A 25,472-nucleotide genomic window follows, 5' to 3' on the forward strand; every position below is an offset into this window, starting at 1 on the left:
CCGCGCGAGATAAAAAATGGCCGGGATGCATGTCAATGCTCCCGGCCATTTTCTTGCGTTTGGCTGTATGGATCGGGGAGATGGATAACAGGAATGAGCGGACTATGTGTTACCCATGTCTCCGCACACCTGTTACCTATGTCCCCGGTCCATACCGTTCAGCGTAATGAATCAGAGGAACTGACGCGTGCCCAGCGCAAAATTCTAGCTATTGGCTTCCGCGCTTTCGTTGGCGCGCCGCAACCGCTCGCGGCTATTGGACAGGTGCATGCGCATTGCCGCGCGCGCCCCTTCGGCGTCGTGCCGCGTGATCGCCTCGAGAATGCTTTCGTGCTCAAGGTTGACGAGCGACAGATACGCGTCAGGTTCGGCGCGTGCGATCCCCGCCGAATCCAGCCGATTGCGCGGGATCAGCGCGCTGCCCATTTGCGTGAGGATGTCGACGAAATACCGGTTGCCGGTTGCTCGCGCCACGGAGATATGGAACTGCAGATCGGCGTCGACGCTATCCAATCCGTTGTGGCGGGTGGCTTCGATCGCATCGAGCGCGGCGCGCATGCGCGCGAGATCGTCCGGTTTGGCCCGTTGAGCCGCCAGACCCGCGCATTCCGTTTCGAGGCTGATGCGCAGTTCCAGGATCGACAGCACGTCGCGCAAGGTGGTGGCGGGCACCATGTCGATACCCAGCTTTTCGCGCTGCGGTTCCAGCACGAAACTGCCGATGCCGTGGCGCGTCTCGATGATCTTGCCCGCCTGCAGGCGTGAAATCGCTTCGCGGATAACCGTGCGGCTCACGCTTAGCGTGACCATCAATTGCGACTCGGTCGGCAGTTTGTCGCCGGGCTTCAAGGCGTTAGACGCGATTTGCTCGGTAACGTAGCTGACGACAAACTCGGCAAGATTGCGCGCGCGTCGTGGCGGTACCGCGGATGCCAGTGGTGTAGCCATCAAAAACGCCCCTCGAATCAGATAGTTGCAGATACTTTCTGTGATTCATTATACCGTCGTCTGACGACTGATTATATAAACGCCAGATCATTTTTAGGCATCGGCATTAAACCCGGTGTCGATGCCCGGTTTCAGGTGCCTGGCGGACGCGCCGCCTGGTTTTGCAAGGTGCGCAGGGAAGTACGATAACAGCCTGACCGCGGGCTCCGGCGCAGTTTGATCCGTTTGATGGCTTTCACGATCACGGGGTAGCTAACGCCGTCAGCAGGGCGTTCAGGCCGAAGAAAACCGGCGCGCTGTTGAGCACCAGGTCTTCGCGAGGGACGGGGGGCGGGCTCGCGGTGCGGCTCCATTCCGCCGTTGTCTACAGAATTTTTATCAATGAAAAAGCGCCCGGCGACGTTGCCGTCCCGGGCGCTCTTTGCGGTGCTGCATGCGTGAGCCAGCTTTGCGCTGGCTTCGCGCGTTACTGCGTTACTGCGCGCCGAGCTTCTTGATCAGCGTGTCGAGTTGCGCCATTTCTTCTTCGGTCAGATCGGTCAGCGGCGCACGCACCGGACCTGCGCTGTGGCCGACCAGTTTCGCGCCGGCCTTCACGATGCTGACCGCGTAGCCCTGGCGGCGGTTGCGGATCGCCAGATACGGCAGGAAGAATTCGTCGATCAGCTTGCCGACCGTTGCATGGTCGTCCGCGGCAATCGCGCGATAGAAATCCATCGCCGTCTTCGGGATGAAGTTGAACACGGCCGACGAGTACACCGGTACGCCCAGCGCCTTATAGGCTGCGGCGTAGACTTCAGCGGTCGGCAGGCCGCCGAGGTACGAGAAGCGGTCGCCGAGGCGGCGGCGGATCGACACCATGTTCTCGATCTCGCCCACGCCGTCCTTGAAGCCGATCAGGTTGGGGCAGCGCTCGGCCAGCTTTTCGAGCATGTCGGCGTTAAGCTTGGAGTTCGCACGGTTGTAAATGATCACGCCCATGTTCGGCACGGACTTGCAGACTTCTTCCGCGTGCGCCGCAATGCCTTCCTGGCAGGCTTCGGTCAGATAGTGCGGCATCAACAGAATGCCGTTCGCGCCATGACGCTCGGCTTCTTGCGCATACGCGATCGCCACGCGGGTCGGGCCACCCGCGCCGGCCAGAATCGGCACCTTGCCTTTGCAGACCTCGGTTGCCGTACGCACGACGTTCGAGTAGTCGTTATGCGTGAGCGAGAAGAATTCGCCCGTGCCGCCGGCGACGAACAGGGCCGACGCGCCGTAAGGCGCGAGCCATTCGAGGCGCTCGGCATAGGTGTCGGCGCGGAAATCGCCTTGCTCGTCGAAGTCGGTAACGGGGAAGGACAGAAGGCCTTCGGAAACGATCTGCTTCAGTTCCTGCGGTGTCGTCATGATGAGTATCCAGGGCGTCGAATAGGGGCGGTATGTAGAAATGAAGATTTCTTATACGTCATCGTACAACAACAATTCGACTAACTCAACGGGGTTTTGGCGGCATAATGCACGCTATAGGGTAAATACGGAACGTCTGAGCAATCTTTCATGTTGTAGGATGACGTATGAATGATTGATGCAGCCGGCGTGAAATCGCCACAAGGATCGATGTGATGCAACAAACTCCGCTCTACATTCGCGTTCACCCCAATGACAACGTCGCGATTGTCGTCAACGACGGCGGTCTGGGTGAGGGCGCCGTATTCCCCGATGGCCTCGCGCTGCGCGAGCGTGTTCCGCAAGGGCACAAAGTCGCGCTGGCCGATCTCGCGGAAGGCGACGAGGTCATCCGTTATAACGTGGTGATTGGTTATGCGCTGAAGGCCTTGCCGAAGGGCAGCTGGATCAACGAACACGTGATCCGCATGCCGAGTCCGCCGGGACTGGAAGATCTGCCGATCGCCACCATCAAGGCGCCGGACATGCCGCCGCTGGAAGGCTTCACGTTCGAGGGCTATCGCAATGCCGACGGCTCAGTCGGCTCGCGCAACATTCTGGCGATCACGACCACGGTGCAATGCGTGGCCGACGTGGTTCAGCACGCGGTCACGCGTATCAAGGCCGAGCTGCTGCCGCACTACCCGAACGTCGACGATGTGGTGAGCCTCGGCCACACCTATGGTTGCGGCGTCGCGATCGACGCGCCGGACGCGATGGTGCCGATCCGCACCGTGCGCAATATCAGCCTGAATCCGAACTTCGGCGGCGAAGTGATGATGGTCAGCCTCGGTTGCGAGAAGCTGCAACCCGAACGCCTGATGCCGCCGGGCACGATTCCGATTGCCGCTGCAGCGAATGTCGCCGAAGTGGCTGACATCGGCGACGTCGAGGCCGATCTGAACGGCGACGTGGTGGTGTTGCAGGACGAAGCGCACGTCGGCTTCCAGTCGATGATCGAGTCGATCACGAGAATGGCCGACGGTCACCTGAAACGGTTGAACAATCGCCGCCGCGAGACCTGCCCGGCCGCCGATCTGGTGGTCGGTGTGCAATGTGGCGGCAGCGATGCGTTTTCCGGGCTGACTGCGAATCCCGCTGTGGGCTTCGCCACCGATTTGCTGGTGCGCGCCGGCGCGACGGTGATGTTCTCCGAAGTCACCGAAGTGCGCGACGGTGTCGATCAACTGACGGCGCGCGCGGCGAACCCGGGGGTGGCTGCCGCGATCATCCGCGAGATGCAGTGGTACGACGATTATCTGAAGCGCGGCGGCGCGGACCGCAGCGCCAACACCACGCCCGGCAACAAGAAGGGCGGTTTGTCGAACATCGTTGAAAAGGCGATGGGCTCGATCATCAAGTCGGGCAACTCGGCGATTTCCGGCGTGTTGTCGCCTGGCGAAAAGGTCAGGCAGAAGGGCCTGATTTACGCGGCCACGCCGGCCAGCGATTTCATCTGCGGCACGCTGCAGGTCGCAGCGGGCATCAACCTGCATGTATTCACGACCGGCCGCGGCACGCCCTACAGTCTCGCGGAAGTGCCCGTCATCAAGGTCGCGACGCGCTCCGATCTCGCGCGCCGCTGGCACGATCTGATGGATATCAACGCCGGTACTATCGCGACCGGCGCCGCGACGATCGAAGACGTGGGTTGGGAGCTGTTCCGGCTGATGCTCGACGTTGCAAGCGGGCGTAAAGAGACCTGCGCGGAAAAACTCAAACTTCACAATGCGCTGACGCTGTTCAATCCGGCGCCGGTGACCTGATAGTACCGATCGTAATCACGACAAAGACTGAGACATGACTGACTCGAACCTTGACCGCCCGGCGGCGCAGAAACCTTTCCGCCGTCTTCTGCTTACCGGCGCGGCCGGCAACCTCGGCAAACAGTTGCGCGGTGCGCTCGTTGCCTGGGCCGACGTGGTGCGCGTCACCGATATCGCGCCGCTGGGCGAAGTGGCGGCGCACGAAGAAGCATCGATCGTGAATCTCGCGGATGAAGCCGCCGTTCACGCGCTGCTCGAAGGTGTGGATGCGGTCGTTCATCTTGGCGGCATCTCCGTCGAGGCGCCGTTCGAAGATCTGCTCGAAGCGAATATCCGCGGCCTGTACAACCTCTATTCGGCCGCGCAGAAGCAGGGCGTGAAGCGCATCGTGTATGCGAGCTCGAATCATGCCGTGGGCTTCCATCCGACGACATCGGTGGTCGATATCGACGCGCCGCTGCGTCCCGACAGCCTGTATGGCGTGACGAAGTGTTTTGGCGAATCGCTGTCGCGCTATTACTTCGACCGCTTCGGTCTCGAGACCGTGTGTCTGCGAATCGGTTCGTCGTTCGAGCAGCCCAAGAATCCGCGCATGCTCGTCACCTATCTGAGTTTTCGCGACTTTATCGAACTGGTGCGCTGCTCGCTGTTCACCAACCGGGTTGGGCATGCCATCGTCTATGGCGTGTCGGATAACCGGACCAAGTGGATCGACAACACCAAGGCGGCGTTCCTCGGTTTTCGCCCGCAGGACAGTTCGGTCGAGTTCGAGCACCTCTTTCCGGTCACGGCGCCTACGGCCGACCTCGGCGATCCGACGCAGCATTTCCAGGGCGGCCCTTTTGTGCTGGCCGGTCCGATGGAGCCGAAACGGTGAGCGCCATGGCGAATCCGCGGGTGGAGCGTGTCGAGGCGGCAGGGGAGGCGCCCGCGTCGGTCGGCGAGAGTCCGGTGTGGCGTGCGGTGGAACAGGCGCTTTACTGGGTGGATATTCCGGCGCAAAAGATCGTGCGCTTGCGGCCCGATTCGGGGGAGCGCGCCGAGTGGCAATTGCCGGAGCGGGTGGCGTGCATCGCCTTCGATCATCGCGGCACGGTGCTGGCGGGCTGTGAGACGGGGCTCTTCGCGGTCGCGCTGACTGAAGGCGCGGCGCGCGGCGAACCGATGAAGGTGGCGGGCAGAAAGCTCGCCGCGCCGCACTTCCCGTTTGCCGACATGCGCTTCAACGACGGCCGTTGCGATCGGCAAGGGCGCTTCTGGTCCGGCACGATGGTGCAGGACATGGCTGCGGCAAATCCGGCGGGTGCGCTCTATCGTTTCGACGAGCGCGGCGTGCTGTCGGAGCCGGTCATCGACGCGTTGATCACGCAAAACGGTCTGGCGTGGTCGCCCGACGGGACCACGATGTATCTGTCGGACTCGCATCCTCTGCGCCGGCAAATCTGGGCATTCGACTACGACATCGAGTCGGGCGTACCGCGCAATCGGCGCGTCTTCGCTGACCTCCATGATTACGCCGGGCGTCCGGATGGCGCCGCGGTGGATGCCGACGGCTGCTACTGGATCTGCGCGAACGACGCCGGCCTGTTGCTGCGCTTTACACCGCAAGGCAAGCTCGATCGGCAGATCGCTGTGCCGGCCGTGAAGCCTGCCATGTGCGCGTTCGGCGGCCCGGATCTGGATACGCTGTTCGTGACGTCGATTCGCCCCGCGACGGGCGCGAGCGAACATGACGGCCACCTGTTTGCCGTGCGCCCCGGCGTGACCGGGCTGCCCGAGCCCGAATACGCGGGCGAACTCTAAAAAGCGACGTACATGGGGTAGGGCGCCGGGGTATTAGCACGTCGGCGCCCAACAGTTTCAGCTTTTTATTCATCACTTGTCGTACAACATAGTGGCAAAAATGCCACTCTCGGGTCATCTTCCTCTCTACGAAAAATATCAAGCCGCCAGGTGGGGATTTTGCTCGACTCCCATTCTGACATGGCTTTTAAGCCATTTTTCGGCCTGAAAATTTTTAGCTCCAATTCATCGTCGTGCGGGTAAATACCGGCTGTACAACTCAAACTGCGTTTTATAGACTTCATATGTCGTCGTACAACATATGAGCCCCAACAAATTCATTTCAAGATAGTTTGAGGCTGCGGGACAAAGCGGGCAACGTCCTCCAAGCGCATGACGCCGTGCGTGGGATTTATGCCGAAGCAGTCGGAGTAAAGAAGTCGAGTTGTCTGACAGGAGTGCTGAGCATCTGTGCCGGGGAAGTCAAAGCAGGCCAGCACGGCAAACCGCTCGCTACCCAAAGGGGCTGCGTGTGTGGAGCCGGGAGACGCATCAAAACCATGTCGCATCCATAAGCGGCCCTCCGTAAGCGGCCCCGCGAAAGCGGTCTTCCGCAAACGGCCTTCCGCATCTGGATGATCTAATTTCAAGGAATGTCACGATGAAAAACAAGTTTGCCTCTTCCCGTGTTTCGATGATTGTCGCGGCCTCCGTGCTGGCGTTCAGCACCGTGTCGGCACACGCGCGCGTGTTCCGGGTGTCGGACGTGCATGGCGACACCTATCCGACCAATATGGCCGTGAAATACATGGGTGAAGAAATCAGCAAGGCAACCGGTGGCAAGGATTCCGTGAAGGTCTTCGGCAACAGCGCGCTCGGTTCCGAAAACGACACGATCGACCAGGTACGGATCGGCGCACTCGATATGGCGCGCGCCAACGGTGCTGCGTTTAACGAGATCGTGCCGGAATCGATGATTCCGTCGCTGCCGTTCCTGTTTCGCGACATCGACCATTTCCGCAAAGTGATGTACGGCCCGGAAGGCCAGAAGATTCTCGACGCCTTCAAGGCGAAGGGCATGATCGCGCTGACGTTCTATGAGAGCGGCGCGCGCTCGATGTACGCGAAGAAGGCCATCCATTCGCCCGCCGACATGAAGGGGCTCAAGGTGCGTGTGCAGCCTTCGGATCTGATGGTCGACGAAATCAAGGCGATGGGCGGCACACCGACGCCGATGCCGTTCGCCGAAGTCTATACGGGCCTGAAGACGGGTCTCGTGGATGGCGCGGAAAACAATCTGCCGTCGTATGAAGAGACCAAGCATTTCGAAGTCGCGCAGGTCTATTCCGAAACCCAGCATTCAATGACGCCGGAAGTCCTCGTGTTCTCCAAGAAGGTATGGGACACGCTGACGCCGCAGGAACAGGACATCATCAAGAAGGCGGCGGCTGACTCCGTGCCTTATTACACGAAACTGTGGACTGCGCGTGAAAACGACGCGGCAAAGACGGTGACCAAGGGTGGCGCGACGATCGTTACCGCGTCGCAGATCGACCGTCCTGCTTTCGTGAAGGCGATGCAGCCGGTGTGGGCGAAGTATGAAAAGACGCCGCAAATGAAGCAGCTCGTCGACGAAATCCAGGCAGTCAAATAAGTTCGGAAATAACGTGGCGGGGAAAGACCGCGCAGCACGCGCTGCGCGGGTTTCCCGGCACGCGGTTTCCTGAATCCGGTGATAGTCAGAAGGATTCCTGAAGATTAAATATAAATCCGCCGTATGCAAGGATGGGGTCAATGAGATTCATGAAACGCCCAAATGATTTTCTCTTCCGCGTGCTGGTGGTCGTGGCGTCGGCGAGTCTCGCCACGCTATGCCTGCTGGTGATTTATAGCGTCGTGATGCGCTACGTCTTCAGCGATGCACCGGATTTCGTCGAGCCCATCGCCCTCCTACTGGTGATTGTGATCGCCATGTTCGGCGCCGCGCTCAAAGTTCGCGAAGGCGGCCACATCGGGCTTGACTCGCTAGTCAAGAAACTGCCGCCGAAAGGCCAGTTGATCGCCCATGCGTTCCAGCATATTTGCCTGATCGTGCTGGCGGTGGCGATTTTCTTCGGCTGCGGGCAAATGGCGGAGACCACCATGGACGACAAGATCCCGATTCTGGGCCTTCCGGAAGCGCTTCGTTATCTGATTCCGGTCATTGCCAGCGCCTGCATCGCTCTGTTCTCGTTCGAGAACCTGCTGGGGCTTTTCGCACAGAAACACAAATAGAAGAATCATGGAACTTGCCATCCTCTCAGTTAGTTTCCTCGTTTTCCTCGTATTCGGGGTTCCTGTTTCGTTCGCGTTGGGACTCTCGTGCGTCCTGACGTATCTGTATGAGGGCTTGCCGGCGGCCACCGCCATGCAGTCGATGATTTCGGGAATGAACGCGTTTTCGTTTCTCGCGGTCCCGTTCTTCATTTTCTCCGGCGAGTTGATGCTGCACGGCGGTATCGCCGACCGCATCCTGCGCTTCGCGCAGGCCACGGTGGGGCATTTCCGCGGCGGGCTCGGCATGGCTAACGTGGTCGCGTGCACGCTGTTCGGCGGCGTGTCAGGTTCGCCGACGGCGGATACGTCCGCCATGGGCGGCGTCGTCATTCCGTTGATGAAGCGCGAAGGCTACAGCGCGGCCTACGCGGTCAACGTGACGACCCATTCGTCGCTGGCGGGCGCGCTCATGCCCACGTCGACGAACATGATCATCTATGCGTTCGCGGCCCAGGGCATCACCGGCACGCTGAACGGGCATCAGATGAGTGGTGTGTCGATCGGCGATCTGTTGTTTTCGGGGCTGTTGCCGGTTCTGTGGGTGATGGGTTTCGTGCTTATCGCCGCGTACTGGCAAGCGGTCAAATTCGGCTATCCGCGCCGCGCTGACGGCTCGACCGAATTGCAGCGCTTTCCGGGCTGGTTCGCGGTGGCCCGCACGTTCCTCGGCGCGCTGCCCGGCTTGATGGTGATCGCGATCATTCTGTTCTGCGTAGCGAGAGGGATTGCCACCGCGACAGAAGCAGCGGCGATTGCCGTGGCTTATTCGCTAGTCTTGACCATCGTGGTGTATCGCACGATGACGATGAAGAAACTCGCTCATGCGCTCGCCAAGGCGGCGAAAACCACCGGCGTGGTGTTGCTGCTGATCGGCGTGTCGAACATGCTGCGCTATCAGATGGCCTATCTGGAGATTCCCGACGCCATCGAACACATGCTCGACGGTGCAACGAGCCTGCCCTGGTTGATGCTGCTTTACATCAACATCATCCAGATTTTTCTCGGCACGTTCGTCGACATGGCCGCGCACATTCTGATCACCACGCCCTTGTTCCTGCCGATGGCGATGCATGCAGGCGTCGGCCCCGTTCAGTTCGGGATCATGATTCTGCTGAACTGTGCATTGGGCCTCGTGCATCCGCCGATTGGCTCGGTGCAGTTCATCGGTTGCGCGATCGGCAATGTATCGATAGGTGAAACCACCAAAGTGGCGTGGCCTTATTACCTGGCGATCTTCAGCGCGATCAATATCGTGACGTACGTACCGATGTTCTCGACATGGTTGCCTAGCCTGATCAATGGTCACCCGGTGTTCTGAACGCTCGATCCAGAATCGGCGCCGGTGTGGCACTGCCAGATACGACAAATAAGTTTTTTACAGAGGAGCAGAAATGAAAAAGGTAATAGCAACCTCGGCCCTTGGGTTGGTCGCCCTCGGCGCACACGCCCAAACCAGCGTGACGCTGTACGGGATCATCGATACGGGGATCGGTTATCAGAGCAGCCAGACGTCACTCGGTTCGACGACCGGCGGCCGCTCGGCCGTCAAGATGGTGAACGGTGTCTGGGCAGGCAGCCGCTTCGGCTTGAAGGGTGCCGAAGATCTGGGCGGCGGCACGAAGGCGATCTTCCAGTTGGAAGAAGGCTTTAACAGCGCAACCGGCGCGCAATCGACCTCGGGTCTCGCGTTCAACCGGCAGGCGTATGTCGGCGTGGCCAACGCAACCTACGGCTCGCTCACGGCCGGCCGTCAATACACGTCGTACTACACGCTGCTGTCGCCCTATAGCCCGACCACGTGGCTGACGGGCGCGTACGGCGCACACCCGGGCGATCTCGATTCGATGGATACGCTGTACCGTGCGAACAACTCGCTGGTGTACACATCGCCGAACATGTACGGCCTGACTGTGAGCGGTTCGTATTCGCTGGGCGGCGTAGCGGGCAGCACCAATGCGGGCTCGACGATCAGCGCGGCGATCCAGTACCTGCACGGTCCGTTCGGGATCGCGGCGGGCTACCAGCGCATCAATAACGCGGCGCCGGGCGGCGGTGCGTGGGATCCTAACTCCACGACGTCGAATGCGGGCGCGCAGACGGCTGTGTCGGGCATCAATAACGGGTACCAGACGGCGCAGGCGCAGCAGCGCGTTGCGGTGACGGGCGGCTATGCATTCAGCTCGCAGTGGGACGTCTCCTTCTCGTATTCGAACGTGCAATATATTCCAGGCGTCAACTCGCTGTTCCACGGTGAGGCGATCTTCAATACGGCTGGCGCGGTGCTGCACTTCAAGCCGTTGTCAGCGCTGGACCTGGCGGCTGGTTATAGCTATACGCGTGCAACGGAATCGAATGGCATCTCGAGCTCGGCACGTTATCAGCAATTCAACCTTTCGCAGTACTACAGCCTTTCCAAGCGTACTGGGCTGTATGCCGTGGAGGCCTATCAACGTGCGGGCGGCCAGACCTTGGCGCCGACGAAGACTGGCACAACCATCATCAACGCAACGGCCGATATCGGCGATGGCCAGAACAGTGCGCCGTCCTCGTCACGCAGTCAGTTTGCTGCGGGTGTGGGCATCATTCACCGGTTCTGATTGCCTGGGGGTGTAGCGGCGTTTGTCGACGCTGCTACGGCGACGCGTTTCAGCTACGCGTCGCCCGGAAATACCTGCTGCGCGCGCAACGCGCGCGGCATTTACGCGTCCGCGTCGGACCACAAACGCCCACCCGTCGCCCAGTTTTCGCGTTTGACGTCGGTCAGGATGATGTCGACTGAATTCGGTTCAACGCCGAGCGATTCGCAGGTCGCTTTAGTAATGGCTTCGACGAATTGGCGTTTCTGTTCCACCGAGCGGCCTTCGAAGAGTTCGATATGAAACGTGGGCATTGTTGTGGCTCCGTTTAAGAATGTGATTGAGGACGTTAAGGCTGAGGACGTTGGGGCGCGAATTCAATCGCGATAGGCGCGATCGATCCGGTCGAGCTTGCGTAGCAAAGCCGGCCATTCCAGCGCGCCTTCGATCGCACCGCCGTCATACAGTTGGTCGGCAGTGCGTGCGGCTACGGCATCGCCCGGCACGACAAGCTCGCTGCCGCATGCTTGCGCCTGCAACTGGATTTCGCAGGCCTTGATCAGCGTCGCCATCAATACATAGGCTTCCGCAACGGTGCGGCCGGCGGTCAACGTGCCGTGATTGCGCAGCAGCATGGCGGGTTTGTCGGCGAGATGCGCGACGAGGCGTTCACCTTCGGCCGGCGTAAAGGCGAGACCTTCGTAATCGTGATACGCGAGGTGACCGTAAAAACGCAGCGCATGTTGCGACGCGGGCAGCAAACCGGCCGGTTGCGCGGAAACCGCTACGCCCGCTGTATTGTGCAAATGCATCACGCAAAAAGCATCGGCGCGGGCCGCGTGCACGGCGGCGTGCAAGGCGAAGCCGGTGGCGTTGACCGGATGCTCGCTCGCGCCGACGATATTGCCTTCGATATCGATCTTCACCAGGTTCGACGCGCACACTTCGTCGAACGCGAGGCCGAACGGGTTGATCAGGAAGTGGCCGGGTTCGCCGGGAACGCTCGCTGAGATATGCGTGTAGATCAGATCGTCCCAGCCGTTGAGCGCCGCGAGGCGATAGGCGCCCGCCAGGTCGACGCGGGTCTGCTGTTCCGCTTCGGACCTTGGGCCTGCCTCGGCGACACGGCCGGTGGGCGTGTGGGTGAACGACATGTCTGTCTCCTGAGATTGCTTGACGGGCTGCGGCCTTGGCGGATTAACCCGCGCGCCGGGCCGATGCCGGCGAAGTCACGCGCCGTCTGCCTTCTGCACGCTCCGCCGGTTCGGGCACTGCCGTACCGCGCGGAAAACGATTAGCGAGCCACTGCATGCTCCACGTCGCGAGTACGAACGGCGCGGTCATGGCCGGTAACGCATAGTAAGCGGCCGCCATCTGCAGCGCGACCGAAAATACGATACCGCCGAGCGTCATCGCGATGCCGCAATCGGCCAGCGCGATCGCGGTCAGCACGCCGTTGAATCCTAACAGGCCTGCGTCGAACGAGCTTGCAGTCGCACCTAGCAGCAGGTGCACGGCGCTTGCCAGGCCCGCGCCGACCAACGCCCACAGCGCGTGCCGTCTCGAGGCAGCCGCAATGCCGATCAAAACGAGCGCACCGGGCAACGCGCCGGATGCAAAGCCGGTTTGCGCGAATCCGGCAAGTAAGCCGCTGCTCAATTGCGCCGCGCTGAGCGTGGGTTCAGTGGCGACGCCTGCTTGCTGAGCGACGTGTGCCACCAGCGGCAGCCAAAGCCACGTGACGATCAAACAGGGGCTTGAGAAATAGCCGAGGCCGCGCGCGCGCAACCAGCGCGACCAGGGTTCCAGCAGCCATGCTGTGCCCGTCGCGGCCAGAATGGCCACGGCGGCGGCTGTCGCGTTGTCGGCGATGAAGCTGAACGCGGCGAGACCGGCCAGCGCGCCATTAAATCCGTGCAGACCGGCGCGGGTCTCGTCCTCGCCGTAGCCGGCCAGCACCGCGCTCACATTGGCCGCGATTGCGCCAATCAGCGCCGCACAGGCGAGGCGCGGATCGTATAGCAGCCACGCGCCGAGCAGGCAGGCGCCGGTGAAGGCGTTCGGCTGCAGCACGATCTGGCCGAGACTGCGCAGCAAGGTGCGCAAGGCGGCGGATTGTGCTTCGGTTGCGGCGGCGTGCATGGTTTGAAGGCGGCGAATTCGATGCGGCACGACTTTGTCGTGCGCAGATCAGCTGCGCGCAGCGGGCCAGGTTGAGAATGAACCGCGAGCATAGACTACTGGTGCCGCGCCGGGCATCGCCGCCGTTGATAGTGGCTATTTGCGACAGACGCGCAACCTGGCGTCATGCGCCGAAAGCCGAAAAACCCCTGTGTCGGCGAACCGAAAGCTTTCGCGCTACGATAGAAACCCGGCGCGTTTGCCGCGCCGTTTCACAAGGAGACGGGCTGATGCGTGAATTAAGGTGGGCATCGGAAGAGGGTGATGGCTTCGAACATCTGGCGTTCGAAGCGGGCGCAGACGGCTTTGCGGTGGAAAGCGTTCTGGTTGGGCAGCGCTACGGCAAGGCATACGGCCTGCACTATAAGGTGCGCTGCGATGCGCAATGGCGTACCACGTACGCATGGCTGAAAATCGTCGGCGGCGGCGAGCTGGAATTGCACGGCGACGGCGCCGGCCATTGGCACGACGGCCATGGCCTCGTACTGAGCGCGATTGAAGGGTGCATCGATATCGATATCGCCGCCACGCCCTATACGAATACGTTGCCGATCCGCCGTTTGCAACTGACTGAAGGCGAACGCCAGCCGATTTCCGTGGCCTATATTTCTACGCCGGATTTACAGGTCACGCGTGCCGAGCAGGCCTATTCCTGCATCGAGTTGAATCGCATATATCCATATATCGCTACGAAGGTATCTTCCGCAATTTCACCGCAGACCTGACGGTGGATGAAGACGGCCTTGTGATCGACTATCCGACGTTATTTACGCGCCTGCCGCGCGGGCGTTGACCGCCGAGGTGCCGGGACCGCCGCTGTCTGCTGGCTGCAGCGCCCGGTGCTGCTCGACAAAGCGCGCGATGCCGGCCGCGATACGCTCGGGTTCGCGTAATACGACCCAATGGCCGGCATCGATTTCAGTGCGGCTATACGCGCCGAGCCAGCCTTCGAGCCCGATGGAGAGCTCGGGCCCGACATAGCGATCGCGCAGCGGCACGATGAATTGCACCGGCGCATGCGCGTGGCGCGCGCGGGGGTGCAGCAACCTGTCGATGAAATTGGCGCGATAAAGATTCAGGCCGTTGATCGCGTTGCGCATCTGCGCAGGATCGCGTTCAGGACGCACCCGTTCAGTCAGGCGCAGCCATACAGGCCACATGCGTGCGCCGCCCGCGCGCCACACCAATTCCGGCAGCAACGGCAGGTGAAAGAAGAAGATGTACCAGGATTTGAGTGTCTGCCGAAGACTGCCGCCGGGCGGCCGCCTGGTTGCCTGAAGCGCATTGGACTGTTCCGCACGATCCGCGCCGGCGCCGCGTAAGCCGAAAGACGCGTGATCCAGGCACGGCCCGGAGATCGACGTGTACGACACAATGCGGCCTTTGAAAGCCGGATCGGTGACCGCTTCCCAGCTTTGAATCGAACCCCAGTCGTGGCCGACCAGGTGAAATGGCCGCGCGCCGCATGTCGCATCGGCGACGGCCGCGAGATCAGCGGCCAGCCGTTCGAGCCGGTAAGCCGCGCGCGAGTCAGGCGCGTCGGACGCCCCGGCGCCGCGCATGTCATAGCTGATTACGCGGTAGCGCGCGTCGAGCTGTGCGCGTACCGGTTCCCACACTGCCGCCGAATCCGGATAACCGTGCACCAGCACGATCGGCGGCGCGTCGCGCGGCCCACTTACGTAGACTGCGAGCCGCACGTCGCCGGCCTCGACCGACAGCGTGTCGCGTATCACGCGGCCGCCTGCACGCCGCGTCGCGCGGCTTTGCGTGCGCTCGGCGTGGCCGCGTTGGTGGCGTCGACCGCTGCGACGAGGCCGTCGATGCGCGACAGTTGCGCGCGATTGTCGTGATCCCACGGATGGAAGCCGGGCCGGAAAAAGCTCAGCCATTCACCGGCAATACGCGGAAACACGCCATGACGCGGGCCGTACAGATACTTCACGACGCGCCACATGCCGCGGATATGCTTGCCACGCTTGCGGTCGGCGATCAGCAGACGCACGTGGTAGTCGAACACGATCAGCCAGAACAACAGCGTAGTGGACAGCATCGTGCCGGTGCGCAGCAGATAGCGTCCGAGTCCGGGTTTGAGCACGGTATTCCACACGTCGTACGAAACCGACTTGTGTTCGGTTTCTTCGAGCGCATGCCACGTCCACATCTGCGTATAGCCTTCGACCGAACCGCCGATCCGCGATGCGTCTTCCAGCAGCAAACCCGCCAGCATCGCCGTGTAATGCTCCAGACAGACCGTGACCGCAAGTTGATACGAATGCGGCAGAATCTTGCGGCCAAAGTTGAGAATCGCCCACAGCCGCTTGTCGAGTTTATGCGCGGGCAAACCCGCTTCCTGAAGCAGATCGTTGTATTCGACGTGCTCGCGCGTATGCATCGCTTCCTGGCCGATGAAACCGAGCACCTGCTTCTTCAGCACGGGGTCGTCGATCTGGTCGCGGTAGTTGCGCACGCTGTCCATGAAGAAACGCTCGCCAGCCGGGAATAGCAGCGAAAGCGCGTTGAAGAAGTGTGTCACATGCGAGCCCTGTTCGTGCCAATCCGAGGCACGTTCGGGCGGTAAGTTGAAGCGAAGGTCGCGGCGAACCGGCATCATGGCCATTCTCCTTGTAATCCCTTATGTCCTGTTGATGGTGCTGACCGGGCGGATTGCATTGCGCGCTGTGTGCCAGCGGGTGGCGGGCGGCGCATCACGCACGCCGGCCGTCCAGTTGCGCGGCGCGGCGTGCGCGCTTTTCCGCAATGCGTTTCATGCGGCGCGTCTGCATCACGACCAGCGCCTGATAGGCCGCCGGCAGCGTGCGGGCCAACCAGTCGGCGGCGCGCGCATCGCGGCCGATCAGCACGCGCCGCTTGTTCTTGCGCACGCCGTCGAGAATCACGCGTGCGGCTTCGTCGGCGGTGGTGATGAAAAACTTCTCGAAGTCGTCTTTGCCCTGCTGTTCGTTTTCCAGCATGAAGCCGACCATGTTCGACGAGATCCGGCTCGATTGCGCGATGCTCGTGCGAATGCCGCCCGGGTGCACGCACGTCGCCGACACGCCGCATTTCATCAGATCGAGTTCCTGGCGCAGCGCTTCGGTAAAGCCGCGCACGGCGAACTTGGTCGCGTTGTAGCCGCTCATGCCGGGCTGCGAGAACAGGCCGAACACGCTCGAGGTATTGACGATGTGTCCCGCGCCGGATGCCTTGATATACGGCAGAAATGCCTTCGTGCCGTGCACCACACCCCAGAAATTGATGCCGACGATCCACTCCAGGTCGGCGTACTCCATGCCTTCGATGGTGCTCGACAGCGCCACGCCCGCGTTGTTGAACACGAGGTTTACGCGCTGATGCTGCGCGGCCGTTTCGGCGGCCCATTCGAACATTGCGGCGCGGTCCGATACGTCGAGCACGCGCGTGGTGATACGCAGCGGTGAGCCGACGATGTGCGGCGCGGCAGCCTGTGCGAGTTGCGCGGTTTCGGCGAGGCTCGTGGCGTTGCGGTCGGCGAGCGCGAGGTGGCAGCCTTCGCGTGCCAGCCGGATCGCGAGCGAACGGCCCATGCCCGAGCCGGCGCCCGTGATCGCGGCCACTCTGTCGGTGAAGTTTTTCATTGGCTTATCTCCTGTCCTCTCTGAACGGTGCCTTGTCGTTATGCTTTTTTGTAGCGTGCTTTTATCAGGTTGCTTCCGCGGATGTCGTGGCCGCAGGGGTGGCCGCTGGGTTGGCCGCATTACCATGCGTATGCACAGGTTGCTGCTGCGAGCCCCCGTGTCCGCTCAGCGGTTGCGCCGCGGGCGAATATGCGAGGTAATCGTCCATGCTGAAGGTGCGGGTCGCCTGGCGGAATTTGTAGGCGAATCCCGGCCACAGCGTCGTGTTCTTGCCGGTCTTCGGATCGAGATACCAGCTCTTGCAGCCGCCCGTCGACCAGATTGCCCGGCCGAGTTTCTGCTGGATCTGCTCGTTGTAGGCGCGCTCGACATGCGGACGCACTTCGATCGCATCGGCGCGTTCCGCGTTCATCGTCTTCAGCGCGCGCAGGACGTATTCGACCTGCGACTCGATCATGAACACCATCGAGTTGTGACCGAGGCCGGTATTCGGACCGACGATCATGAAGAAGTTCGGATAACCAGGCAGTGTCGTACCGAGATACGCATGCGCACCATCGCGCCACGTATCGACGATATCGACGCCGCCGCGGCCGCGTACCACGCCCGCCGGAAACGGATCGGCCACCTGAAAGCCGGTGCCGAAGATCAGGCAGTCGGCGGGATGGCGCGCGCCGTCGGTCGTGATCACCGCATCTTCTTCGACACGGGCGATGCCGGTGGTCGTCACCGACACGTTCTGGCGCGAGAGCGCCGGGAAGTAGTCGTTCGAGATCAGAATGCGCTTGCAGCCCATCGTGTAGTTCGGCGTGAGCGTGGCGCGCAGTTGCGGATCGGGCACCTGGCGGCGCAGATGCCGCTCCGCGACTTTCTGCGCGGTCTTCATCAGCGAAGGATGAACCGCGAAGCCGAAGGCGCGCGATTCGAGCATGCAGTAGAGCGCTGAGCGCATGATCTTCTGCGTGAACGGCAGACGCTTGAACAACCACTGTTCGAATGGCTTCACCGCGCGGTCGGCCTTCGGCATGATCCACGGCGGCGTGCGCTGGAACAGGTTCAGATGCGAGACGTGCGGCGCGATCTGCGGCACGAACTGAATCGCGCTCGCGCCGGTGCCGATCACCGCGACGCGTTTGCCTTCGAGCGGATACGTATGGTCCCAATGCTGCGAGTGGAACGCTTTGCCCTTGAATTTCTCGATGCCGGGAATGTTCGGAATAGCCGCGCGCGACAGTCCGCCCATGCCTGAGATCAGCACGCGCGCCGACCATTGCTGACCGTTTGCGAATGTCAGTTGCCAGCGATGGCGGGTTTCGTCGTAGATCGCGGAGGCGAGTTCATGGCCGAAGCGCAGATGCCGCTGAATGCCGAACCGTTGCGTGCAGGCTTCCAGATACGCGCGAATTTCCGGTTGGCGCGCGAACATGCGGGTCCAGCGCGGATTCGGAGCGAATGAGAACGAATAGACGTGGGATTGCACGTCGCAGGCACAACCGGGGTAGTGGTTGTCGCGCCAGGTGCCGCCGACCGATTCGGCCTTTTCGGCAACGATGAAATCAGTCATGCCGGCTTGCCGCAGGCGGATCGCCATGCCAAGGCCCGCAAAACCGGAACCGATGATGGCGATATCGGTATCGACGGGCGCGTCGTCGGGGGGCATCATGCGTGCGTTCATCCGATCCGTCTCCTTTTGTTCGTTCTTAACTGTTACATTGGTTGATGTAACAATAGAGGCTGTCAACGGATGACGCAAGTGGGCGGTTAGACGCCCGGCTCTAAGACAAGTCGCGCGATTTTTCGCAATGTGAAATAAAGGCGCGGACGTCAGACGTAAAAAAGCGGACCTTGGGTCCGCTGTTCCTAGTCACGCTGCTCAGGTGTAAGACGCGCAGCAGGGCAGCGTGCTGCCCCGTTTCACTTCGCGGCCAAGGCCGCAGCCACCTCGCGGTTCTGCCAGACGTTGTCCTTCACGGTGATTTTTTGCGGAATCAGGTGCGCGCCGTAAAACGCATCGGCGACGACCTGCTGCGAGCGCGCGATGTCGTCGGTCACGGCGGTGGTGCCATATGGATAGCGACGCACCCAGGTTTCGACCAGCTTCTGATCGAGACCGACCTTCGGCGCGATCAGCGCAGCAGTTTCCACCGGATGGGCGTTCACCCATAGGCCCGTGGTGCGCAACTGCCCGAGAATCTCGCCGATCACATCCGGATGCTGCTGCGCGAAGTCACGCGTCGCTTCATAGAAGTTGTAGGGGCTGTTGAGCTCCGAATAGTCCACGAGCGTGCGCGCTTTCAGCGCCTGCTGCGCGGCCGCGTAGTACGGATCCCAGATGACCCATGCGTCGACAGTGCCGCTTTCGAAGGCGGCTCGCGCATCCGCGGGCGCGAGATACACCGGCCGGATGTCCTCGTAGCGCAGGCCCGCTTTCTTGAGCGCTTCCAGCAACAGATAGTTCGAGCTCGAACCCTTCTGCAGCGCGACGCTTTTGCCCTTCAGTTCCGCCACGCTACGCAGCGTCGAATCGCTTCTGACCAGAATGGCTTCGGCATGACGCCCGGACGGCTCGGCCCCCACGTACACGAAGCGCACGCCGCCGGCTTGCGCGAACACGGGCGGCGGTGCGCCGGTGTAGCCGAAGTCGACGCTGTTCGCATTGAGGGCTTCGAGCAGTTGCGGACCCGCCGGAAATTCGAACCATTTGACGCTGTAGCCGAGCGTTTTGAGCTTGTCGTCGAGTGAGCCTTGTGCCTTGAGGATCGCGAGCAAGCCTGATTTCTGATAGCCGATGCGCAGCACCTTGCCCGCCTCCTGGGCGCCGCCGCTACCGCTGCTTTGCGCGGTTGCGCTCAAGGTGGTGAATGCCGCCAGCAACGCGGCGGCGACGTGAAGCGAAATACGGGTGTGACGGGCCATCTGGCGGATCTCCATTGCGTTCGATTGATCGAAGATCGTCGCATGGACGTCCCGCCGGTCAAACGAAGCAATGCAGATTTGAATATGACGCGCGCGCGAACGGCGGGGGCATGAAAGCCCTTGCGTGAACGCTGGAAGCGAGCGCGTTTGCCGCGGACACAAAGCAACAAGCAGCTTAGCTAGCGAGCGCAAATGGCCGCGTGCAAACGCTATTTTTTAGGCTTATCTTTCTTTGCCGCGGCACGTAAGGCAGCCGCGCCTTCGGGTGCGTGACCCAGCTTCTTTTCCATGATCGCCGCGACGCGGTCGCCGAGATAGTCGCCGGAGGCTTCTTCCAGCGCGCGGTTCATTTCGCTTTCCACCAGCACCATGGCCAGCGGCCGCACGCGCCAGATGGCGTCGACCAGGGCGGGCACGTCGGCGGGCGGCGGCAGGGCGTCGGCGTCATAGCGATCCAGTTGACGAACCACCAGATCGACCAGCGCCTTGGCGACCGCATTGAAATGCGGCCTGGCGATGCCCACGGCGTCGAGCAGGTCGGCGAGCGGTATACCTTCCCTGGCCATGGTCGCGCCCGCGGCGAGCGCGGTAGGGCTGCCGGAAACGAAGGAGAGGCCGTTGCGCTCCAGCAAACCCAGATCGACCGCTTTGCCCAGCGCGCTTGGTGAGGCTTTGTCGCCGAACATTTGCAGCAGTTCGATCAGCGAGTATTTTTTCGGCCGCTCGCGCGACCAGCGGCTGCCGATTGCGGTTTCAAGACCGAGGATCGAACGCAGGTCGTGGCCTTCGTCGACGGCCATGATCAGGTCCTGGATATTGGCGAGCGTGTAGCCGCGCGCGAGCAGATGGTTGATCAGCTTCAGACGCGAGACATGCGTGTCGTCATACACGCCTACGCGGCCGCGCTTTTCCGGCGGCTCGAGCAGGCCGCGGTCCTGATAGGCGCGCACGTTGCGCACGGTGGTGTCGGTGACGCGCGCGAGCTCGTCGACCGTGTATTCGTTGCGCGGCGTGGCGCTTGCCGGGACGCCTGGGGCATCGGACAAGGACGGCATGGGGGGCGGCGTAGGGGTGGGCATGGGGGGATTTTAACGCGCCACGTCGTCCGGCACGGTTGAATTGCCTACGCCCAGGGTTCGCTGCATCAACGTGGTGTCGAGCCAGCGGCCGTGTTTGAAGCCGACCGCCTTCAACGTGCCGGTCAATTCGAAGCCCAGTTGCGCATGCAGCGACAGTGAGCCGCCGCTGCCGCCGTCGGCGATCACGGCGACCATCTGACGCCACGGGCCGGTTTCGCAGCGCGCGATCAGCGCCTGCAATAGCACGCGCCCCAAGCCTCGCCCGCGATACGCGTCGCCGACGTAGATCGAATCTTCGATGGTGTTGCGATAGGCGGCGCGCGGCCGGTACGGCGTCGCGTAACAATAGCCGGCGACTTCGCCGCCGATCTCGGCCACCATGTACGGCAGTCCGTGACTGCGTACCGACGCGAGGCGCGTGCGCAGTTCGTCGACGGAAGGCGGGATTTCTTCGAACGAAGCGACGCCGGTCAGCACGTGGTGGGCGTAGATCGCCTGGATCGCGGGCAGATCGGCTTCGGTGGCATCGCGGATCAAGGGCGCGGTGGACAGCGGGGCGGTAGTGGAGTCGGCTGAATGAGGCGCGGAGGGCGCGGGGCGGGTGGTGCTCATACGGGTTCCTGACGTGGCCGGTGAGTCTGCGGATTCTTTTACTATGCCCGCCGCGCGCGAGAATTTGAAGCGGGTCAAAAATCGCCACGCTCTATAGGGGGTATCAGTGCATGCATAGGCGGCCGGCGCGATCGAGGTGTGGTGCGTAGCGCCCGGCCATGTGGTTGTGCCGGGCGCTACGGATTTTCGTCGCGAAGACGCATGCACGTGGCATGCGTTTCGCCTATTAGTTGTGCGAGTACGTATCCGGCTGCGTCACATGCCCGCGATGACGCCGGTGATGCTTTGCCTTGTGCTTCGGCTTGGCCTTGGACGAAGCATGCTCCGCGGGAAGCGGTTGCTGCTGGGCTTGCTGCGGTTGCGACTGTTGCGCCTGCGCGCCGGCTGCCGGTGCCGGATGGGCATTGCCGGACGGCAGCGTGCTCTGGCCTTCGCCGAAGCGATAAGTCTGCGAGGTTTGCGCGTACGAGGTGGCGGACAGCGTCAGGGCGGCAACGGCGAGGCAAATCGAAAACTTCATGAATCCTCCTTCTGAACGAGCCGGTGAGGATACCGCAACGCGGCTCCCGTATGCACCGATGCCTCGCTCGGGCATTACGCGCCAGCTTGCGGAAACACGGGTTCGCCAAGCGTCAGCATCAACCGGTTGGCCCAGGCGAAGATTGCGATAGCGTGGGTCAGGTCGAGAATTTCCGCGTGCGTCAGGCCGTTCGCTTCGAGCCGTTTGATTGCCGCGGCGTCGACGTTTTCCGGGTGATCAGTCAATTCGATCGCGTACCGGATGATCGCGCGCTCGCGTTCCGTGGTGCCTGCCGTCGATGGCTCTTCGAAAACCTGTTCGATCGCGTCGGTTCGCTTCGCGAGCTGGCCGAATCGTTGTGCATGCACCGAAGCGCAATACACGCAGCCGTTCACGCGCGACACTACGGTACTGGCGAGTTCGCGCTCGGCGCGCGGCAGGCCGCCAGGCGCATACATGATCGCGTTGAAGACCCCGGAGCGCTGCCGCAAAATTTCCGCCTGTTGGACCAGCAGCAGATAGTAGTCGGAGGTTTTTGCGTGCGGATGACTTTCTTCGAGCACGGCGATCTGCTCCGGCGTGGCGTCGGCGAGGCTGACTGTGTCGAGCCATGCGCGCCAGCCGAGCGTTTCGAAGGTGAAGCCGTTGAGGCGGTCAACTGGCGATGTACTGGTGTTCACATGACTCATGCTGCCTCCTGCACTGCGCGCAATGCCTTCAGGCCCGCTACCACGCGTAATTGGTAGGTGACGAACGCAATCAACTGCGACAACGCGACGATGCCGCGTGTCGTGATACCGGCTTGCTGCAGCGTATGCAAATGCTCGGGGCGCGCATCGACCGGTTGGTGGGTCAGCAGCTTGACGTGCGAGAGGATCGCGATCAGGCGTGCGTCGGTGGCGGCGTCGAGCGTGCCTGCTTCAATTGCGTCGAGTGTGACCGGTTGTGCGCCGGCGGCGATGAGCTTCGCCGTGTAGGCGTCGGCGAGATCGTTGGCTAGCGAGAGGCGCGCGGCATACCACGCGGCAAACAAACGCTCCTGCAGCGACAGGTCGGGCAACGCCGGATCGAACAACGCGTCTTCGCTGCGTTGCGTGTGCAGCGCGACTTTGTCGCGAGCATGGCGGAGCGCGGCGAGCGGGCTGCCGGCTTGCAGGCCGGCGAGGGCGTCGATGGTATCGATGGTATCGATGGTATCGGCGCCTGAGGGCGCGGCGGGTTGGGTCGGTGACGCGAGGTCGGGCATGTCGGCTCCGGCGGGTTAGTCAGTGTTTTCAGCAGCGTTCTCTACCGGCAAGCGAGCGCGCGAAGTCTCGGACGATGCATCCGCATCGGTCCATTCATCCCCTCGCAATTCCGCCGTATCGAAGGCGAGCAGCGCCTGATAGTGCCGCTCGCGATCCGCATCGAACAGGCGGCTGGCGATGCCGCGCGCAAGACGCTGCGCGCCGTCGCTGATCGCGGGGATGTCGCCGGAAAGCTTGCCGTGGCTGAGGCTTGCCGCATGATTGAAACAATGAATCTGCGTCAGCGCGGCACACGTGCCGGGCTCGCGCTCCTGAAACGCGAACGCGGCGCCGAGATCCGGCGACTCGGCCAGTTCATACGAAGGCAGCGACGGGTCCGCCCGATAGCGGTCTTTCCAGCGCCGCACGAAGCGGGCGAACGGCGCGAATTCGGCGCGCGTGTCGATATCCGAGTGAAAACCGGTCGCGAAGATCAGAAAGTCCACCACGTAGCGGCCTTTCGGCGTCGTGACCGCGAGCGCGCCGTCGAGTTCGTCGAGCGCAAGCACCGGGCTGCCGACGTGAAAGCGCGCGCTGGCATGGCGTGAAACTCGCAGCACGCTGTCTCGCGGCGGCGGCGTTTGTTCAGTTTGCGCGTAATGCAGGAAACGCCATTTGGATGCGTCGTCGAGATCGGCGAAACCGTGCACAAGGCCAGGACTGCCGATGCCGGTCAGCTTGTTCACGCGCGGAATATCGTTGCGGCGGATGAACAGATCGACGCTGGCGGCCCCCGCTTCGAGCGCGGTCGCCGCATTGTCGAAGGCGGACGCCCCCGCGCCGATGACACCGACACGCTTGCCGGCCAAAGCGGCGAAATCGATTGCATCCGCGGAATGCGCCCAGTAGCGGCGTGAGACCGTATTGGCGATAGCCGGCACGGATGGGCCGCCCAAACCGTCGCGTCCGGTGGCGAGCACGACATGCCGCGCGAGCACCGTGCGTTGTACGCCTGCTTCTTCGAGATCGAGTGCAAGCAGACCGTCGTCGCGCGGACGCAATGACGTCAAGGTGGTGTCGTTGTGTACCGGGAGATCGAGCACCTCGCGATACCAGCGCAAATAGTCCATCCACTGCGTTCGTGGAATCTTGTAGAGCGCGTCCCACGCGGCGCCGCCGAATTGCGCCTCGTACCACGCGCGAAACGTGAGGGCCGGCATGCGCAAGGCAGGACCTGTCAACTGCTTGGGCGAGCGCAGCGTTTCCATGCGCGCGAAAGATACCCACGGGCCTTCATGTCCCGCTGGCGCGCGGTCGAACACCTGCAGATTGTCGATGCCGAGCCAGCGCAGTTCCGCCGCCGCCGCGAGCCCTGCCATGCCGCCGCCGATCACGGCGACATCGAGTACGCGTTCTGCGCCGGCGAAACGCGGTGGGACCCATGAAGGCGCGGGCAATTCCAGCCAGCGCAGATCTTCACGCAAGCGGGCTTCGAGAGCGGCAAGGCGGTTCATACGGTGTGTTCCGGATGTTTGGTGCGCGCACGGGAGACGCGCGTTTCGCGCTGTAGCAGCGCATCGTGTTGCTGGGCAGGATGCAGCACCACGCCTTCCAGCAGATCGCGGGTCGCCTGTTCGATGGTTTGCAGCAATGCGTCGACGGCGGCGCGGCGCGGTTTGCCCGCCGGCGTCACGACACCGAAGAAGAACGGAATCGCGCAGTCGAGCGGTCGCGCCGTCACACCTTCGATCGAAAGGCCGAGCCCGGTGGCGGGATCCACGATCGCGACACCGGCGCCCGCGCGAGCGGCCATCACCGCGTTCAGCGAGGCATTGGTTTCGAGAAACACTTCGGCGGACAGGCGCGCGGCCGCGAACGCCGCGTCGATCCGATGCCGCAGCCGAAACCGGTTCGCCACGGTGACGATGCGCCGGTCGACCAGATCGCGCAGCGCGATGTGCGGCTGCGTGGCGAGCGGGTCGCCGCTCTGCACGAGCGCCACGCAGGGCGCTTCGGCGATCCAGTGGATGTCGAGCCCCGCATGCCCGATCGGCAGCGTGACCAGACCGATATCCGCGGTACGGGTCAATACTTCATGCACGACGTGTTCCGCCGACAAACTGCGCAACTGGAATTGCGGCGTGTGGCCGAGCGGCGGCAGCGACGCGATGGCGGGCGGCACGATCGACGCCGCCAGCGAAGGCGTGGCCGCCACGCGCAACGGTTCCGCTTCGTCCAGACCGATGGCACGCGCCCGTTGCTCGATGGTCTTCAGCCCGATAAGCGAGCGCTCGACTTCTTCATAAAGCAGAAACGCACGATGCGTCGGCGTGACACGCGGGCCATTGCGATTGAAGAGCGCATAGCCGAGATCGGCTTCGAGTTCCTGAATCTGGCGCGTGACGGCCGGTTGCGAGCGGTTGAGCAAACGTCCCGCGCCGGTGATGCTGCCGGCGGACATGACCGCCGAAAACGCTTCGAGTTGATGCAGCTCCATGACTC

Annotated in this window: 24 protein-coding genes and 1 pseudogene; 8 read left to right on the plus strand and 17 right to left on the minus strand. The window is 62.4% G+C overall.

Translation table 11 applies throughout. The features are described 5' to 3' along the window. Window positions 1–204 precede the first annotated feature (204 nt). Window positions 205–948: a FadR/GntR family transcriptional regulator gene (locus PQQ95_RS27205; RefSeq protein WP_408442968.1), complete on the minus strand. Its 744-nt coding sequence runs from the start codon at window positions 946–948 to the stop codon at window positions 205–207. Window positions 949–1,422: 474 nt separating this feature from the next. Continuing rightward, window positions 1,423–2,340 carry a 5-dehydro-4-deoxyglucarate dehydratase gene (gene kdgD, locus PQQ95_RS27210; RefSeq protein ID WP_408442971.1) on the minus strand — a complete coding sequence of 306 codons (918 nt, stop codon included), beginning with the start codon at window positions 2,338–2,340 and terminating at the stop codon, window positions 1,423–1,425. A 215-nt stretch (window positions 2,341–2,555) separates the two neighbouring features. On the opposite strand from kdgD, the gene garD reads away from it, so the two are divergent. The 7 genes from garD (at window position 2,556) to PQQ95_RS27245 (ending at window position 10,840) form a co-directional block, all read left to right on the plus strand. Continuing rightward, window positions 2,556–4,145, plus strand: a complete 1,590-nt coding sequence (gene garD, locus PQQ95_RS27215) for a galactarate dehydratase (protein ID WP_408442974.1) — start codon at window positions 2,556–2,558, stop codon at window positions 4,143–4,145. Window positions 4,146–4,179: 34 nt separating this feature from the next. After that, the gene (locus tag PQQ95_RS27220; RefSeq protein ID WP_408442977.1) at window positions 4,180–5,022 is read left to right on the plus strand and encodes an NAD-dependent epimerase/dehydratase family protein; all 843 of its coding nucleotides are present in this window, start codon (window positions 4,180–4,182) and stop codon (window positions 5,020–5,022) included. Then, entirely contained in the window at window positions 5,019–5,948 is a 930-nt protein-coding gene (locus PQQ95_RS27225; protein ID WP_408442979.1) for an SMP-30/gluconolactonase/LRE family protein, read from the plus strand. The genes PQQ95_RS27220 and PQQ95_RS27225 overlap by 4 nt, the downstream gene beginning before the upstream one ends. Window positions 5,949–6,588: 640 nt before the next feature. Then, the gene (locus PQQ95_RS27230; protein WP_408442982.1) at window positions 6,589–7,581 is read left to right on the plus strand and encodes a TRAP transporter substrate-binding protein; all 993 of its coding nucleotides are present in this window, start codon (window positions 6,589–6,591) and stop codon (window positions 7,579–7,581) included. A gap of 140 nt (window positions 7,582–7,721) precedes the next feature. After that, complete coding sequence (locus PQQ95_RS27235) at window positions 7,722–8,201, plus strand: TRAP transporter small permease (RefSeq protein WP_408442985.1); 480 nt, start codon at window positions 7,722–7,724, stop codon at window positions 8,199–8,201. A 7-nt stretch (window positions 8,202–8,208) separates the two neighbouring features. Continuing rightward, the gene (locus PQQ95_RS27240; protein ID WP_408442988.1) at window positions 8,209–9,561 is read left to right on the plus strand and encodes a TRAP transporter large permease; all 1,353 of its coding nucleotides are present in this window, start codon (window positions 8,209–8,211) and stop codon (window positions 9,559–9,561) included. 73 nt (window positions 9,562–9,634) lie between these two features. Then, entirely contained in the window at window positions 9,635–10,840 is a 1,206-nt protein-coding gene (locus PQQ95_RS27245; RefSeq protein WP_408442991.1) for a porin, read from the plus strand. Between the two features lie 101 nt (window positions 10,841–10,941). On the opposite strand, the gene PQQ95_RS27250 is transcribed toward PQQ95_RS27245, so the two are convergent. The 3 genes from PQQ95_RS27250 to PQQ95_RS27260 form a co-directional block, all read right to left on the minus strand. Further along, window positions 10,942–11,133 (minus strand): 4-oxalocrotonate tautomerase, encoded by a 192-nt coding sequence (locus tag PQQ95_RS27250; protein WP_154567521.1) that lies wholly within the window; start codon window positions 11,131–11,133, stop codon window positions 10,942–10,944. A 63-nt stretch (window positions 11,134–11,196) separates the two neighbouring features. Further along, window positions 11,197–11,973 carry a class II aldolase/adducin family protein gene (locus PQQ95_RS27255; protein WP_408442994.1) on the minus strand — a complete coding sequence of 259 codons (777 nt, stop codon included), beginning with the start codon at window positions 11,971–11,973 and terminating at the stop codon, window positions 11,197–11,199. 43 nt (window positions 11,974–12,016) lie between these two features. Beyond that, window positions 12,017–12,961 (minus strand): urea transporter, encoded by a 945-nt coding sequence (locus tag PQQ95_RS27260; protein WP_408443150.1) that lies wholly within the window; start codon window positions 12,959–12,961, stop codon window positions 12,017–12,019. A gap of 269 nt (window positions 12,962–13,230) precedes the next feature. Between PQQ95_RS27260 and PQQ95_RS27265 the strand changes: the two are divergent. Then, window positions 13,231–13,793, plus strand: a pseudogene (locus PQQ95_RS27265) (putative glycolipid-binding domain-containing protein). On the opposite strand, the gene PQQ95_RS27270 reads toward PQQ95_RS27265, so the two are convergent. The 12 genes from PQQ95_RS27270 to PQQ95_RS27325 all read right to left on the minus strand — a co-directional run bounded on the left by PQQ95_RS27270 (window position 13,768) and on the right by PQQ95_RS27325 (window position 25,467). Further along, the gene (locus PQQ95_RS27270) at window positions 13,768–14,736 is read right to left on the minus strand and encodes an alpha/beta fold hydrolase (protein ID WP_408442997.1); all 969 of its coding nucleotides are present in this window, start codon (window positions 14,734–14,736) and stop codon (window positions 13,768–13,770) included. The pseudogene PQQ95_RS27265 and the gene PQQ95_RS27270 overlap by 26 nt on opposite strands. Beyond that, entirely contained in the window at window positions 14,733–15,614 is an 882-nt protein-coding gene (locus PQQ95_RS27275) for a metal-dependent hydrolase (protein ID WP_408443000.1), read from the minus strand. The genes PQQ95_RS27270 and PQQ95_RS27275 overlap by 4 nt, the downstream gene beginning before the upstream one ends. 94 nt (window positions 15,615–15,708) lie before the next feature. Beyond that, entirely contained in the window at window positions 15,709–16,617 is a 909-nt protein-coding gene (locus tag PQQ95_RS27280; protein ID WP_408443002.1) for an SDR family NAD(P)-dependent oxidoreductase, read from the minus strand. 64 nt (window positions 16,618–16,681) lie between these two features. Further along, window positions 16,682–18,292, minus strand: a complete 1,611-nt coding sequence (locus tag PQQ95_RS27285) for a flavin-containing monooxygenase (RefSeq protein ID WP_408443004.1) — start codon at window positions 18,290–18,292, stop codon at window positions 16,682–16,684. A gap of 239 nt (window positions 18,293–18,531) precedes the next feature. Beyond that, window positions 18,532–19,533, minus strand: coding sequence for a sulfonate ABC transporter substrate-binding protein (locus tag PQQ95_RS27290; protein WP_408443006.1), 1,002 nt, complete (start codon window positions 19,531–19,533; stop codon window positions 18,532–18,534). A 209-nt stretch (window positions 19,534–19,742) separates the two neighbouring features. After that, the gene (locus PQQ95_RS27295; RefSeq protein ID WP_408443008.1) at window positions 19,743–20,612 is read right to left on the minus strand and encodes a MerR family transcriptional regulator; all 870 of its coding nucleotides are present in this window, start codon (window positions 20,610–20,612) and stop codon (window positions 19,743–19,745) included. Window positions 20,613–20,621: 9 nt separating this feature from the next. Next, window positions 20,622–21,224 carry a GNAT family N-acetyltransferase gene (locus tag PQQ95_RS27300; protein WP_408443010.1) on the minus strand — a complete coding sequence of 201 codons (603 nt, stop codon included), beginning with the start codon at window positions 21,222–21,224 and terminating at the stop codon, window positions 20,622–20,624. 226 nt (window positions 21,225–21,450) lie between these two features. Beyond that, entirely contained in the window at window positions 21,451–21,744 is a 294-nt protein-coding gene (locus PQQ95_RS27305; protein WP_408443013.1) for a hypothetical protein, read from the minus strand. 74 nt (window positions 21,745–21,818) lie between these two features. Then, window positions 21,819–22,433 (minus strand): peroxidase-related enzyme, encoded by a 615-nt coding sequence (locus PQQ95_RS27310; protein WP_408443016.1) that lies wholly within the window; start codon window positions 22,431–22,433, stop codon window positions 21,819–21,821. After that, window positions 22,430–22,990: a CMD domain protein gene (locus PQQ95_RS27315; RefSeq protein WP_408443019.1), complete on the minus strand. Its 561-nt coding sequence runs from the start codon at window positions 22,988–22,990 to the stop codon at window positions 22,430–22,432. Before PQQ95_RS27315 ends, PQQ95_RS27310 begins: the two co-directional genes overlap by 4 nt. 15 nt (window positions 22,991–23,005) lie before the next feature. After that, the gene (locus PQQ95_RS27320) at window positions 23,006–24,484 is read right to left on the minus strand and encodes an NAD(P)-binding domain-containing protein (protein ID WP_408443021.1); all 1,479 of its coding nucleotides are present in this window, start codon (window positions 24,482–24,484) and stop codon (window positions 23,006–23,008) included. Continuing rightward, a complete protein-coding gene (locus PQQ95_RS27325; protein ID WP_408443024.1) occupies window positions 24,481–25,467 on the minus strand; it encodes a LysR family transcriptional regulator in 987 nt (328 codons plus the stop codon). The genes PQQ95_RS27320 and PQQ95_RS27325 overlap by 4 nt, the downstream gene beginning before the upstream one ends. Window positions 25,468–25,472: the final 5 nt, after the last annotated feature.

It is taken from the genome of Paraburkholderia caffeinilytica (assembly GCF_046030355.1).
Taxonomy (GTDB): domain Bacteria; phylum Pseudomonadota; class Gammaproteobacteria; order Burkholderiales; family Burkholderiaceae; genus Paraburkholderia; species Paraburkholderia caffeinilytica_B.

What these genes read in the sequence shown, in the direction of transcription:
- kdgD (WP_408442971.1), bottom strand. Translation starts at nt 2,340, where the DNA reads ATGACGACACCGCAGGAACTGAAGCAGATCGTTTCCGAAGGCCTTCTG.
- PQQ95_RS27310 (WP_408443016.1), bottom strand. Translation starts at nt 22,433, where the DNA reads ATGAGTCATGTGAACACCAGTACATCGCCAGTTGACCGCCTCAACGGC.
- PQQ95_RS27235 (WP_408442985.1), top strand. Translation starts at nt 7,722, where the DNA reads ATGAGATTCATGAAACGCCCAAATGATTTTCTCTTCCGCGTGCTGGTG.
- PQQ95_RS27305 (WP_408443013.1), bottom strand. Translation starts at nt 21,744, where the DNA reads ATGAAGTTTTCGATTTGCCTCGCCGTTGCCGCCCTGACGCTGTCCGCC.
- PQQ95_RS27285 (WP_408443004.1), bottom strand. Translation starts at nt 18,292, where the DNA reads ATGAACGCACGCATGATGCCCCCCGACGACGCGCCCGTCGATACCGAT.
- PQQ95_RS27255 (WP_408442994.1), bottom strand. Translation starts at nt 11,973, where the DNA reads ATGTCGTTCACCCACACGCCCACCGGCCGTGTCGCCGAGGCAGGCCCA.
- PQQ95_RS27245 (WP_408442991.1), top strand. Translation starts at nt 9,635, where the DNA reads ATGAAAAAGGTAATAGCAACCTCGGCCCTTGGGTTGGTCGCCCTCGGC.
- PQQ95_RS27240 (WP_408442988.1), top strand. Translation starts at nt 8,209, where the DNA reads ATGGAACTTGCCATCCTCTCAGTTAGTTTCCTCGTTTTCCTCGTATTC.
- PQQ95_RS27315 (WP_408443019.1), bottom strand. Translation starts at nt 22,990, where the DNA reads ATGCCCGACCTCGCGTCACCGACCCAACCCGCCGCGCCCTCAGGCGCC.
- PQQ95_RS27290 (WP_408443006.1), bottom strand. Translation starts at nt 19,533, where the DNA reads ATGGCCCGTCACACCCGTATTTCGCTTCACGTCGCCGCCGCGTTGCTG.
- PQQ95_RS27295 (WP_408443008.1), bottom strand. Translation starts at nt 20,612, where the DNA reads ATGCCCACCCCTACGCCGCCCCCCATGCCGTCCTTGTCCGATGCCCCA.
- garD (WP_408442974.1), top strand. Translation starts at nt 2,556, where the DNA reads ATGCAACAAACTCCGCTCTACATTCGCGTTCACCCCAATGACAACGTC.
- PQQ95_RS27230 (WP_408442982.1), top strand. Translation starts at nt 6,589, where the DNA reads ATGAAAAACAAGTTTGCCTCTTCCCGTGTTTCGATGATTGTCGCGGCC.
- PQQ95_RS27260 (WP_408443150.1), bottom strand. Translation starts at nt 12,961, where the DNA reads ATGCACGCCGCCGCAACCGAAGCACAATCCGCCGCCTTGCGCACCTTG.
- PQQ95_RS27280 (WP_408443002.1), bottom strand. Translation starts at nt 16,617, where the DNA reads ATGAAAAACTTCACCGACAGAGTGGCCGCGATCACGGGCGCCGGCTCG.
- PQQ95_RS27205 (WP_408442968.1), bottom strand. Translation starts at nt 948, where the DNA reads ATGGCTACACCACTGGCATCCGCGGTACCGCCACGACGCGCGCGCAAT.
- PQQ95_RS27325 (WP_408443024.1), bottom strand. Translation starts at nt 25,467, where the DNA reads ATGGAGCTGCATCAACTCGAAGCGTTTTCGGCGGTCATGTCCGCCGGC.
- PQQ95_RS27250 (WP_154567521.1), bottom strand. Translation starts at nt 11,133, where the DNA reads ATGCCCACGTTTCATATCGAACTCTTCGAAGGCCGCTCGGTGGAACAG.
- PQQ95_RS27320 (WP_408443021.1), bottom strand. Translation starts at nt 24,484, where the DNA reads ATGAACCGCCTTGCCGCTCTCGAAGCCCGCTTGCGTGAAGATCTGCGC.
- PQQ95_RS27275 (WP_408443000.1), bottom strand. Translation starts at nt 15,614, where the DNA reads ATGATGCCGGTTCGCCGCGACCTTCGCTTCAACTTACCGCCCGAACGT.
- PQQ95_RS27300 (WP_408443010.1), bottom strand. Translation starts at nt 21,224, where the DNA reads ATGAGCACCACCCGCCCCGCGCCCTCCGCGCCTCATTCAGCCGACTCC.
- PQQ95_RS27220 (WP_408442977.1), top strand. Translation starts at nt 4,180, where the DNA reads ATGACTGACTCGAACCTTGACCGCCCGGCGGCGCAGAAACCTTTCCGC.